The sequence below is a fragment of the Mycobacterium sp. GA-1285 genome (genome assembly GCF_001499905.1).
Lineage (GTDB): Bacteria > Actinomycetota > Actinomycetes > Mycobacteriales > Mycobacteriaceae > Mycobacterium.
The window spans coordinates 70,291-83,492 of record NZ_LQIS01000004.1; the positions used below are offsets into that span (position 1 = coordinate 70,291).

The 13,202-nt window shown below is 64.3% G+C and carries 5 protein-coding genes; 3 read left to right on the plus strand and 2 right to left on the minus strand.

Annotation, left to right across the window (positions count from 1 at the left end; genetic code table 11):
* The first annotated feature begins 25 nt into the window (after nt 1-25).
* Nucleotides 26-10,660, plus strand: coding sequence for a BTAD domain-containing putative transcriptional regulator (locus AU193_RS03880; RefSeq protein WP_064421096.1), 10,635 nt, complete (start codon nt 26-28; stop codon nt 10,658-10,660).
* Between the two features lie 86 nt (nt 10,661-10,746).
* Complete coding sequence (locus AU193_RS03885; protein WP_064421036.1) at nt 10,747-11,313, plus strand: dihydrofolate reductase family protein; 567 nt, start codon at nt 10,747-10,749, stop codon at nt 11,311-11,313.
* A 102-nt stretch (nt 11,314-11,415) separates the two neighbouring features.
* Here the strand turns inward: AU193_RS03885 and AU193_RS03890 are convergent, their stop codons facing one another.
* Complete coding sequence (locus tag AU193_RS03890; RefSeq protein WP_064421037.1) at nt 11,416-12,078, minus strand: MBL fold metallo-hydrolase; 663 nt, start codon at nt 12,076-12,078, stop codon at nt 11,416-11,418.
* A 79-nt stretch (nt 12,079-12,157) separates the two neighbouring features.
* Between AU193_RS03890 and AU193_RS03895 the strand changes: the two genes are divergently transcribed.
* Nucleotides 12,158-12,532, plus strand: coding sequence for a hypothetical protein (locus AU193_RS03895; RefSeq protein ID WP_064421038.1), 375 nt, complete (start codon nt 12,158-12,160; stop codon nt 12,530-12,532).
* Here the strand turns inward: AU193_RS03895 and AU193_RS03900 are convergent, their stop codons facing one another.
* Nucleotides 12,533-13,186, minus strand: coding sequence for an alpha/beta hydrolase (locus AU193_RS03900; RefSeq protein ID WP_064421097.1), 654 nt, complete (start codon nt 13,184-13,186; stop codon nt 12,533-12,535).
* Nucleotides 13,187-13,202: the final 16 nt, after the last annotated feature.

Here is a 13,202-nt window from a genome sequence, read left to right on the forward strand (position 1 = left end):
TGCCAAACCCCGGGCCATTCTCACCATGCTCGGACTGCATGGCGGTTCGGTCGTGTCGGCCGACGCCCTCGTCGAGTTGTTGTGGGGTGACGACCCGCCCAGGACCGCGACCAAGGCATTGCAGACCCACATCTCGTCGCTGCGCCGCGCCCTCGGTGACGGATTCGTGCTGACCGAGGGCACGGGCTGGACGCTGAACACCACCGAGATCGACGCCATCCACTACAAGACGGCGGCAAAGCTCGGGCGCAAGGCCCTCACGGCGGGTGATCCGACCCGCGCGGTAGCCCTGTTCGAGCAGGCGCTTGCCCTGTGGCGGGGGATTCCCGAACTTCCCGACAGCGCGCGCGGTTCGTCCGAGAAGACACGTTGGCTCGAAGGCCACGCCGCCCTCGTGGAGGACCGGGCCGACGCCCTGCTCGCGACGGGTCGCGCCGCAGAGATCGTGGGAGAACTCGAGAGCGCGATCGCCGAAGCTCCGCTACGCGAACGCCGTTGGGGTCATCTGATGCTCGCGCTGTATCGGGCCGGCCGCCAGGGCGAGGCGCTGGGTGCTTACAAGAGAGCACGTTCGCTGCTGGCCGAGGAGTTGGGCGTCGATCCGGGACCGGAGCTGCGGCGACTGGAGGCGGCGATCGTCGCGCAGGATGCCGCGCTGGAAGTGCCTCAGTCACAGCAACTCTCGACCGTCACGCGCGCGGTCACCTTCCTGCTCACCGATATCGAGGGATCCACGGCGGCGTGGGAGGCCGACGCCGGCGCTATGGCCGCGGCGCTGGCCCGACACGACGAGCTCGTCGAACAGGTCGTGACGTCACGCGGCGGACGGCTCATCAAGACGCGCGGCGAAGGGGATGCGACGTTCTCGGTGTTCGACCGGCCCTCGGCGGCCGCCGCCGCGGCGATCGAACTACAAGAAGCAATCCGGAGCGAGCCGTGGCGGCTTGCCAACCCGATGCGGATCCGGGTGGCGCTCCACACCGGGGAAGTGGAGGTGCGCGACGGCGACTACTTCGGCCGGGCGGTCAACCGCGCCGCGCGGCTGCGTTCACTGGCCACCGGCGGGCAGATTCTCTGCTCGGGCGCGACTGCGGAACTCGTCATCGATTCGCTTCCAGACGACGTCGTGCTCGCCGACCTGGGTACGCGTCGGCTGCGCAACCTCCCGCGGCCGGAGCATGTGTTCGAACTGCGCATGGAGGCCGTGGACGACACCGGACCGCCCCCCACCGAGGCGCCGATGGAGCGGCCCCCACTTCCTGCGGTGCTGGTAGGCCCGGGACCGTTCGTAGGCCGCAGTCGTGAACTGGAGCGACTCGTATCGGCGTGGCAGTCGACATTGGCGGCCGGCACGCGCGCGGTGCTGATCGCCGGCGAACCGGGCGTGGGTAAGACGCGACTGGCCGGTGAATGGTCCCGTCAGGCCTACGAGCAAGGCGCCATCGTGCTGTACGGCCGGTGCGACGAGGACCTCGGCGCGCCGTATCAGCCGTTCGCGGAGGCGTTGCGCTCGCTGGCGCCGTGTGTCGACTCGAGCCGACTGCGCAATGTGCGGGGCATCGAGGCGCTGTTGCCATTGATTCCTGGCCTGGCTGTCGCGCTGCCCGATGTGCCCGCCCCTCCGCGTGCCGACCCGGACACCGAACGTTACGCGCTGTTCGACGCCGTGGTCGCTCTGCTGGGTACCGCCTCCGCGACGACGCCCGTCGTGCTGATTCTCGACGACCTTCACTGGGCGGCGAAGCCGACGCTATTGCTGCTACGTCATCTGCTGCGTTTCGGCGAAGAGGCCCGCGTGCAGATCATCGGCACATATCGCAGCACCGATCTGGACCGCTCTCACCCGTTGGCCGCGATGCTCGCCGATCTTCATCGCGACGGTACTGCCACTCGCCTGCAACTGTCCGGTCTCGATGAGGGTGACGTCACCGCCTATGTCGCCGAAGCAGGTTACGACGACGAAGAATTGGGCCGAGCGTTGGCGACGGTGACGGGTGGCAATCCGTTCTTCCTGATCGAGGCGTTACGCCATGTGGAGGAAAGCGGAGGCCGGTGGAATCCGAGCACGCTGCCGCAGGGTATTCGAGAAGCGGTGAGCCGCAGGCTCTCCCGGCTGACGGCCGAGACGAACAAGGCGCTGGCGGCAGCCGCAGTGGTCGGAAGCCGGTTCGCGTTGACGCTCGTTGAGCAGGTGGTCGGTGAAGACCTCGTGGATGCGTTCGATGAAGCCGGTAAGGCGGGCATCGTCATCGAAGAGCCCGGAGGCCGTTACCGGTTCAATCACGCGCTGGTGCGACAGTCGCTGCTCGCCGAGCTGCCCTCGGTGCGGCGCATGCGGCTGCACCAGCGCATCGCGGGGACGCTCGAAACCGAAGCGGGCGCCGACGACGAACTGCTCGCGGAGTTGGCCTATCACTACTTCGAATGTGCCTGGGCCGGAAACGCGGCCAAGGCTGTCGAGTACTGCCGGCGTGCGGCGGAGCAGGCGATGTCGCGGGTTGCCTATGAGGGCGCGGCCGACCTGTATGACCGGGCGCTCCATGCTCTCGAGGAGTTGGACGACGAGCTTCCGGACCGCGACGAGTTGCAAGCCGAGTTGTTGATCGCCCATTGCGAGGCGTTGTTGGCCGCCGGTGATGTCACATCGGCGAAGGATGCCGTGAGGCAGGTGCGTGAGGGCGCCGCCAGTTCCGGGCGCCTGGCGGCCTGGGGTGTGTGTTTCGACGGTGAGCTTTCGATACTCACCGATCCTGAGCGGCTGGACGATATCGAGTCGGCGGTGAGTGTGGCCGCAGAACAGCTCGCCGGGTTCGACGACGCGGCGGGGGAGGCCAAGGCGCACACCGTCCGCGCGGGATGCCTGGCGCGCCTCGGCCGGATCGGCGACTGTGAAACGGCTTTGGACCAGGCGCTGACGGCGGCGCGGCGCGCACGTGACCACAGCCGAGTGAACGCGGTGCTCGCCGGGGCGCCGCTAGCGGCGCTGTGGGGACCCAATCCCGTTCCGCGCGCGGGCGGACGCTGTCTGGACGTGGTGCGGTTGCTCCGCATCACGACCGGTTCACCGCTTGTGGAAGCGACGTCGACGCGGTGTCAGGCCGTGTTGGATGCGTTCCGGGGACGAGCGGCAGAAGGCCGGCGCCTGATCGAGTCGGCGAGGCGGACGTTGACCGAACTCGGTTTGCGTCACGCGCTTTTGGAGGTGGACCAGTTCGCGGGCATCATCGAGTTGGTCTCCGACGATGCGGCTGCCGCCGAACCGTATCTGCGTCGGGCCTACGAGGGTTTCCGGCGCATGGGTCTCGACACCGACACCGCGGATACGGCGGCGTTGTTGGCGCGGGCCTGTCTGGCGTTGGACCGGGACGCGGAGGCGGACGAATTGTGCTCGGTGAGCGAGCGTCTCGCGGGTCACGGGTCGAAGGCGTCTATTGCGTGGCGTTCGGTCAGGGCGCAGTTGTTGGCACGCGGGCGTGCTCACGATCGGGCCAAGGAGGTCGCGGAAGAGGCGGTTAGCCTGGCCGCCGGGACAGATGCCCTGGTCGATCACGGAGATGCCTGTACAGCGTTGGCGACGGTGTTGCGCCTCGCCGGTGACACGGCGGGCATGCGAGCCGTGGCCGAGCAGGCGGTTGCGCTCTACGAACGGAAAGGTGCCGCGGCGCTCGCCGAGAAGGCGCGTAGAATTCTGGGGTCTCACGATGCGCCGAAGCCGAGCGAAGTCGAGCGGCCTGCTGTCGAGTTGACGAACGCGTGCGTCGAGGTGGGGCAGCGAGCAGTCAGCGCCATCAACCGCAAGTCCTGGGACGAGTTCGAGGGGCTCTTTTCCCCGGGGACTGTGGTGGAGAGTCGACGAAGGATCGTCGGTTTCACCCTGGATGATCTACAGCACGGTGATTGGGCGCACCAGAACAGGCGCATCTTTGAGGCGAGCGGCAACATCCGGATTGCTCAAACGGTCATCGCCGTGAGAGGCGAGCGTCTGGCACTCTCTCGATTGTCGGTGGGTAGTACAGACATGAGTCCTGGTGCGCCACAGGACGAGCTTCTTCAGATCTACGGAATCGATGACTCGGGCCGGGTATCGCTGCAGGTGTGGTTCGACGTGGACGACATGGACGCTGCGCTCGTTCAGTTGGATGCCCTGTACAACCAGCAGGAAAGGCTCCATACGCGGTCGCTGCTCGAGAACAGCGCGACTCGCTCTGACGATCGCTTGATAGAGCTGTTCCATGAGCGTCGTCTGGACGAGGTGGGCGCTCTGTTCTCAGACCGCACATCTCATGTGGATCGGCGTCGCGGACTCCAGCGCGAGAGTGAGGGCCGCGCACCCGCGGTCGAAAACATCCGCCCGATCGCTTCATTCGACGCCACGCTCACGAACTCGACTCTCGCATTGCGGGGACAGCGGCTTTGCCTTCGGCACATGACGTTTGAAGCAGAGCAAGCGGGCTCCGAGCCGTTCCGCGTAGAAGCACTCGAGATAACAGAGGTTGACGTCGACGGTTTGATCATCGCTAAGGTCGACTTCGACTGCGATGACGTCGACGCGGCTTTCGCGGAACTCGATGCTCGCTATGCCAACGGCGAAGCGAAACCATACGCGCGCACATGGTCGGTCGTCACACACCTAACCGCTGCATACAACCGGCACGAATACGATGCGACGAACTGTCCGAGCATCGACCACCGCCGGGTTATGCGGTTTGCGGGCGGTGACCTAACTACCGTCACCGGTGCAACCGGAGACATCACACCAAACCTCCATACTCACATTGAGATCGTGCACCGGTTGAGCGATCACGGTGTGGTCATCACCAACCGATCCCGGGGGATTGGGCAAGATGGTTTCGAAGCCGAGTGGCGGGTGGTCAACATTCTGCTGATCGATGATGACCAGCTACAGCGATACGAACTCTTCGACGAGGAAGACGTCGATGCCGCCCTCGCGCGGTTTGACCAACTCAGGCATCCGGCAACGCGACTGGAGAATGCAGCGAGTCGCGCGCACCAACGCATGCAAGGGTATTTCGCGAACCGCGACTGGGACGCCGCCGGCAACCTGATGACCGAGGACATCATCGTCGATGATCGTCGCCGGGTAGTGAATACCGAAGTTCGGCGGGGTCGAGAGGCGACCATCGCCAGTATGCAGGCGGGGGCGGGCCTCGGGGCGAAGGACATCGGCTCGGTGGTCATCGCTACGCGCGCCGACCGCCTGGCGCTGCTTCGCACGCGGTACTCGGGCAGCGACCCCGGATCAGAGGCATTCCGGCTGGAAGACCTCACGCTGGTCGAGATCGACGCCGACAACCGGATCAAGGCGGGCGTGATCTTCGACTTGGACGACCGCGAGGCTGCCATAGCCGAACTCGACGCTCGCTACATCGCTGGCGAAGCCGCCGGTCACGCGCAGACATGGTCGGTGGTTGCAGGGATCTTCGCAAGCTTGGCTCGTCATGAGGTCCCTCCATCGACGCAAGACTTCCTGAGCATTGATCACCGGCGAGGGACACCGCTCGCCCACACCGATCTTCGGACGGTGGTCACCAATATCTGGGATGTCACGCCAGATCTCCACAGTCACATCGAGAAAGTGCATCGACTGGGCGACCATGGAGCGCTATGCACGCAGGTTTCGCGCGGAACAACGTCCGAAGGTTTCCCAGCTGAATGGCGAATGCTCAACCTGACAACTATTGACGGTCCACTGGTTAGCGGACTTGAGCTCTTCGATGAGACCGACTTGGAAGCAGCCATCGCAAGATTCGACGAACTTGGCCGATCAGAAAGGCGGCTCGAGAACGCAGCAAGCCGACTATACGAGCGATTCAAGGTGTGCTTCGCGGCCGGGGACTGGGACGCCATCACCGGGATGCTGTCCGAGGATCTTTCGAGCGACGACCGTCGCCGGGTCGTCAATACCGGGCTCCGAAAGGGTCGCGAGGCGTTGGTCACCGAACTCAGGGCGCTGGCCGAGGTGGGAGCGGACAGCGTCACGTCAGAAGCGATTGCCACCCGGGGCGAGCGCCTTGTTCTGAGCCGTGTCAGGTCTTTACAAGAACATGGGGGATTCCGCGGAGACGCCGTGGACATCCTGGAACTCGGTCTCGACGAACGAGTTGTCGCCCGCATCGTGTTCGACGAGGACGACATCGTCGCCGCCTTCGCCGAACTCGAAAGTCGTTACCTCGCCGGCGAAGCTTCCGCTCACGCACACGCGTGGTCAGTCATCGCCGGCGCTTACGCCGCCGTGCTTCGGCATGAATTGCCGCCGACGGCGGCTGATTGGGTCAACGTTGACCACCGCCGCGTGACGTCGTTCGCGCCGAACGAGCTGGAGCCATTCCTGAAGGCAACCTGGGATGTTCTCAACCCGGATATCAGGATCTATGTCGAGACAGTCCATCACCTGAATGACACAGGAGCGGTCGTCACCCGTGTTATCCAAGGAACGTCTCGCGAGGGATTCACTGCCGAGTGGCGCGAAATCGGTGTGACGACCGTCGAGGGCGACCGGATCAATCGGTCGGAACTTTTCGACGAGGCCGATCTGGACGCCGCGCTTGCGCGCTTCGAAGAACTCAGTCGTCCAGCACGGCGCCTTGAGAACGCCGCAAGCCGAACGGTCCAGCGCATTTGCGTGGCCTTCGCCGATCGCGACTGGGAGGCGATGAGTCACCTCGTCTCAGACGAAATCATTGCCGACGACCGCCGTCCCGTGGTCGGCTCCGGCGCCCTCCGGGGACGTGAGATCAACCTCTCTGAATCCCGGGCCCTCGCCGCCATCGGCGCGACGACGATGACGTCGCAAGCCGTTGCCGTTCGCGGTGACCACCTTGCGCTATGTCGTGTCCGTTACGCCGGGTCTGACCAGCTGCCCGAGGCATTTCACGCCGAGGCACTAGGCGTCATCGGAGTCAACGACGAAAGCGAGCTCGTGTCGAGAATCGTCTTCGAGCCTGAGGACCTGGACGCCGCTGTCGCCGAACTCGATGCTCGCTATGCCGCTGGTGAGGCCCGCGCGTATGCACGGACGTGGTCGGCGATCGCTGGATCATTTGCCGCAATCACCAAGCGGCAGTTGCCCAACGTGACATCGGACTGGGTGAACTTCGATCACCGGCGTGGTGCCGTCGCAGCCGGGCCCGGTGACTTGCTCCCGCGCGCACAAGCAACTTGGGACGACTCACCCAATTTCAGGGCCTTCATCGAGACCGTGCATCGACTGAAGGACACCGGCGCGGTCGTCACCTACGCCGCATCGGCGACGTCGAGACATGGCTTCGACGCCGAGTGGCGGGAAGTCGCTCTATCGACAGTTGAAGGCGACCTCATCAATCGCACCGAAATCTTCGACGAGACAGACCTCGACGCAGCGCTTGCCCGCTTCAACGAGCTCATTAGTGCGTCAACGCAACTCGAGAACGCAGCAACACGCGCGGACGACCGATTCGATGCGTGCTTCGGCGCGCGTGACTGGGACTCAATGGCCTTTCTGCTTGCTGAAGACACCTACACCAACGATAGACGGCGAGGCGTCAACGGAGGAATCCGAGAGGGTCTGAGTGCGGAGATCGAGAGCATGCGGACAACTGCGGGATTGGGTGTTACCGACGTTAAGACCGTCCCCATCGCCGTTCGCGGCCAACGCCTTGCGCTCAGTCGTAGTCGTTTCCTCGGCCGCGACCGTGGCCCCGGTGGGTTCTACACCGACCTCCTGGGCATCGTCGAGATCGATGAAGATCAACGAATCGCGGCACGCGTCATCTTCGATACCGATGATCTGGATGCTGCATTCGCCGAGCTCGATGCCCGTTACCTCGCGGGTGAAGCGGCCCTGTACGCGCGGGTGTGGGTGGGCATCGCGGACGCCTACGCCATGTTCAACCGGCATGAGGTTTTCCCGGTGTCGAATTGGGTGACCGTCGACCACCGGGTGCGCGACACGTTCGCCGCGGAAAACCTCGATGCATACATTCGTTCGGGATGGGACGTCACACCGGACAACAAGATGTACGTCGAGTGCGTGCACCGGCTGAGCGATCACGGCGCCGTCATCACACACACGGCGTATGGCCGTTCACCGGACGGCTTTGATGCCGAATGGCGAATGGTCGCCCTACTGACGATGGACGGTAGCGCAACGAATCGCTGTGAGCTGTTCGAAGAGGCCGACCTACATAACGCACTCGCCAAATTCGACGGATTGAGCGCGCTTGCGCGCCGACCCGAGAACGCAGCCACCCGTGCGTTGACACGTGCGTGGGTCTGCTTCGATGCGCGCGACTGGGACGCGGCGACAGAGGTGTTGGCCGAAGACTTCACCTCCTACGATCACCGCCAAGTCGTCAACGCCGGAGTGCGTCGCGGTCGGGCGATCCATATCGAGAACATGCAGTCGGTTGGTGATGTCGGCTTGAGGAACGCCGGGTCAACCGTCATCGCGACTCGCGGACAACGCCTCGCTCTGTGTCAAAGCCGCTTCGCGGCAGGGCAACTGGGCGACGAGGTCGTCGCAGAAGCCTTATTGATCGTCGAAACAGACGCCGGGAACCGACTGATCTCGAATACGGTGTTCGATCTTGACGACATTGCCATCGCGTTCACAGATCTCGACGCCAAGTATGCCGCCGGGGAGGCCGCCGCGTACGCACGCACGTGGTCTGCCATTACCCGTGCCTATTCCGCGCTCAATCGGCATGAGCATTTCGAGTGGGATTGGATCCTCATTGACCACCGACAAGGCACACCGTTCGCATCAGCCACCTCGACCGGCTCGACGCATCCCGAGATGTGGGATGTGACGCCCGACCTGAGCGCTCACATCGAAGTGGTGCATCGCCTCACTGACACAGCAGTGCTCATGACAGCTGTCGTCGACGGCACATCGCAAGATGGTTTCGAAGCCGAGTGGCGATTCCTTCAACTCCTCACCGTCACGGGGCATTCCATCGATCGGTGCGAGTTGTTCGACGAGGACGCCCTCGACGCCGCTATCGCAAGATTCGATGAACTCAGCCGGCCGACACGCCACCTGGATAACGCCGCGACGACCACCTGGGCTCGTGCAGTCGATGCGTTCAACAGCCGCGACAAGAGCGGATTTCTCGCTTTGGTCGCGCCAGCCGGGCGAGTGGAAGATCGCCGAAAAGGGTTGAGCGGTACACACTCTGGCGTCGAACGCATCAGAGCGGCGCAGGCCGTGTTCGGAGTGCCTGACGGCTGGCGGACGGCCATCAAAACGGTCGCGATCAGAGGTTCACGTCTATCATTGATCCACCAGACCTACCGCGACTTCGCTGACACTGAACGACCGATCACCGTGGAGCTGCTGACCATCGTGGAGGTCGACGATGATGACCTAGTTGCCGACATCGTCAACTTCGACAGCGACGACATCGACGCCGCATTCGGTGAACTCGAAACCCGTTACCTTGCCGGCGAGGCGGCCGCGCACGCCCGAACATGGTCAGCAGTCGCACAGGCGTACACCGTCTTCAACCGGCGAGAGCTTTTCAAGACCACATCGGACTGGGTGAACGTCGATCACCGGCGGGGCGGCACCGCGTTCGCACCCGGTGAACAGAGCGCTTTTATCATTGCAACATGGGAGGTTGTCCGGAAGATCCACGTGTATCCCGAGGTGATCCATAGGCTGGACACGCTTGGAGCGGTATTCACACAGATCGTGCAAGCGACATCCCAAGAGGGTTTCGATGGTGAATGGCGCGAGATCACCCTTCTGACGGTCTCGGGTGACGCAATCAGCCGCTGCGAGGTGTTCGACGAGACGGACGTCGACGCTGCGCTCGCCAGGTTCGACGAGCTCAATCGGCCGACACATGGGCTTACCAATACGGCGACCCAGACCCGCGAACGCTTGATTGACGCATTCGGTCACCGCGACCTCGACACCTTCTGTCGTTTGCTGACCCCAGACGGACGATATGACGACCGACGGCAAGGACTGCGCGACTCCGGGTCACTCAGAGAAGAATTCGCGCCCACCATGCTGTCCGTCGCCCCCGCAGGGTGGCAATGGACGCACGAACCGATCGCCATCCGCGGACACCGTTTGGTGCTATGTCGCGACTGGTTCCGCGACACCGACGCGCCGGGCCAACCCGTCGCCGTCGATGATTTATCGCTTACCGAAGTCACTGAAGACGGATTCGTCTGCCAATCAGTGATTTTCGACAGCGACGACCTCGACGGTGCGATGAGAGAACTGGATGCGCGCTGGATTGCCTCGGGCGACGTCGCACATCCGGAGATCATCGAGGCGCACCGGAGAAACCTCGACATGACCAACCGCCATGAGTGGGATGCGCTCACCGCTCTCTGCGCCGGCGCCGGCTATATCAATCATCGGCAGCTCGGAAGCAACACCGCCGACTACATCGAATCAATCCGGACGCTGGCGTCTCTCGCACCGGACCTCTCGATCGAATCGGCAGACATTCTGGCTCACTCAGCCCTCGGCGTCGTGACTCATGTCGTGGTCAGAGGGACGTCCACCAATGGCCTCGCGATCGAGGTTCCCTTCGTGCTCATCAACCTCTGGCGCGGCGACCACGTCACGCATATCGAGGCCTTCGACCTCGAGGACCGCGACCGAGCACTGGCACGTTTCGCGGAGCTCAACGCGGCCGCGTAGCGTTCGCGCGGGCAGCTGTTGCGAAGGCGGGCAGGCTCCCGTGTGGCGTCGCGATGAATTCTGGCCTCCGGTGCAGTCTGGTCTGCATGGGCAAACTCATCTATGGCTTCAACGTGTCGGTCGACGGATACATCGCCGACGCACAAGGCAACATCGACTGGAGCGATCCGAGCGAGGAACTGCACCGGTACTGGAACGACTTCGAGCGCGAGACCGCCGTGTCGTTCTACGGGCGGCGGCTTTACGAACTGATGTCCGCGTACTGGCCGACCGCCGATAAGGCCCCGGACGCCACCCCGTTGATCGTCGACTTCGCCCGCATCTGGCGCGACATGCCCAAGGTCGTGTTTTCGCGCACCCTGCAGTCCGTCGACTGGAACTCCCGCCTGGAACGCGGCTACCCCGTCGAGGTGGTGACGAAGCTGAAAGCCGAAACCGACGGCAATCTAGAAGTGGCCAGCGCGACGCTTGCCGCACCGGTCGTGCAGGCCGGACTGGTGGACGAGTACCGCCTCGTCATCGCACCGACCGCTGTCGGCGGCGGCATCCCGTTCTTCCCGACCCTGCCGTCATGGATCTCGCTGCGACTGTTGGAGAACCGCACCTTCCCCGGTGGCGCCGTGCTGTTGCGCTACGAGGCGAAACACGACTGATCCCACACCCCAATTGTGAAAGCAGCGACGAAAACTCGACGAAACCGTCGCTGGTTGCACAAACGAGATCCGCCGCCGCCGGTCCCAGGCGCACCGTCGCGTCTACGACGGCACGGTCGCCAACGCCTGCGCCACGCAGTCGGCCCACCGCCGCGAGTCCACCGCCATCCACGCCGTCTCACCACCGAACGCGCTGGAGATCACGACATCGGGGGCGACAGTGCCCAACAACTGCACACTTTCGCGCAGCTGATGTGCGTCACCACGGCCCGGCACCAGAAAGGTCGCCCACGTTCCCGAGGCCGTGGGGAACATCGTGTCACCGGTGAACAGGTAACGCTCACCCGTCACGCCGGTCACGAGATAGCTTGTGCTGCCGCGTGAATGGCCTGGGGTGGGTATCGCCTCGACACCGTTGTCGTCGATGTGCCGGGTGGTGCCGATGCCCACGTCGACGCGCGCGTGCTTGGTGATCGCGTCGAGTTCCGCCTCCGGCGCGTGCAACCGGCGCCCGAACCGTTCCTCGATGCGTTTCAGGTTCGGTCCCGCCTCGTCGAGATGCGACAGATACTGCGCGCTGATGCCACCCAAACTATCGATCGCATCGAAGTCAGCCTCGGAAGCCGGACTGTAGAACAGCACGTTGCCGCTCGGCCCACGCCACAGGTAGGCGTGCGTGGTGAGCCCGGGGAACGGCGTGTCCGTCCGCGTCTGCCAGAGGTCGTCTCGAATCCGGGTCAGATCATGCGTGGTTGAAGTGGTCATGCATTGACTCTGCGACCTAAACCATTGTTGAGGTCAAGATTCCTATCCGAACGTCCCATCCGAATGTCACCATCGAAGGATGGCGCGCTCACACCTCGCCGTCCTCACCGCGGTCCTGACAACCGCGGCCTCGATCGCCGTCGCGCCCAACGCGTCGGCCGTGTGCTATTCCGCCGACTGCGTGCCCAACGTCGCCCGCAATGTCGTGGAGGGGACGCCCTGTAAGCCCGGCAAGTATTTCAATTACGGACTCGGTCCAGACGGCGCAACGTTCGTCTGCAACAGGGTGGGCGTCTGGACGCCCGCCGGGCCGCTGATCGGTATCCACAATGTCGCGATGGACTGCCCCGGACAAGACCTGTCGGCTCAAGGCTCCGACGGTGTGGCGTTCGTGTGTACCGACATGGGCGGCGGCCACCTACGCTGGGCCCACCGCATCGACACCGCTGAGTGATCAGAAGGCGACGGCGATCCGGCCGGCCACGTCGGACGCCACGGCAAGAGACACCTCGTCGGATGCGGGTGAGTAGCGGTCGGCTGCAGCGTCGTAGGTCGCCCCGGCGATCGAGCCGTGATCGGCCTCCAATACGGCGACCGAGACCGGCCAACCATTGCGCTCCAGTGTCGAGGCGAACTCTTGGCTGGCCTCAACGGGTATGACGTCGTCGTGCGCACCGTGCAACAGCGTGAACGCCACGGGCTTTCCGTCCAGCGACGCGGGCAGCGACGTCCCGCTGACCGGGTCGGGCACCATGAACGCCCCCGCCAGGCATACGGTGTGGACCACGTCGAACTGCCGGGCGTGAATCGTCAGCCCCGCCGCAGCCAGTCCGCCCATCGACCATCCGACGACAACCAACGGCGCGTCGCCGGCGCGCTCTCGGGCATGTGTAGCCGAGGCCAGAAGGTCGGCACGGCCACGATCGTCGGCGTGTGAGTCCCAGTCGGCCAACACCACCGCCAGTCCGTGCCCGTGCACCCGGTCGGCGAGCGGCCGCATCGCGGCGCGCGAATCGGTCTGCGCGCCGTGCCACATCAGGACCGTCGGTTGCGCGGGATCACCGAAGACGTCTGCGGACCTGCCGGGGGAGTACTCGACGGTGTGCATCACCCTGGAGTGCCCC

What these genes read in the sequence shown, in the direction of transcription:
- AU193_RS03880 (WP_064421096.1), top strand. Translation starts at nt 26, where the DNA reads ATGCTCGGACTGCATGGCGGTTCGGTCGTGTCGGCCGACGCCCTCGTC.
- AU193_RS03885 (WP_064421036.1), top strand. Translation starts at nt 10,747, where the DNA reads ATGGGCAAACTCATCTATGGCTTCAACGTGTCGGTCGACGGATACATC.
- AU193_RS03890 (WP_064421037.1), bottom strand. Translation starts at nt 12,078, where the DNA reads ATGACCACTTCAACCACGCATGATCTGACCCGGATTCGAGACGACCTC.
- AU193_RS03895 (WP_064421038.1), top strand. Translation starts at nt 12,158, where the DNA reads ATGGCGCGCTCACACCTCGCCGTCCTCACCGCGGTCCTGACAACCGCG.
- AU193_RS03900 (WP_064421097.1), bottom strand. Translation starts at nt 13,186, where the DNA reads ATGCACACCGTCGAGTACTCCCCCGGCAGGTCCGCAGACGTCTTCGGT.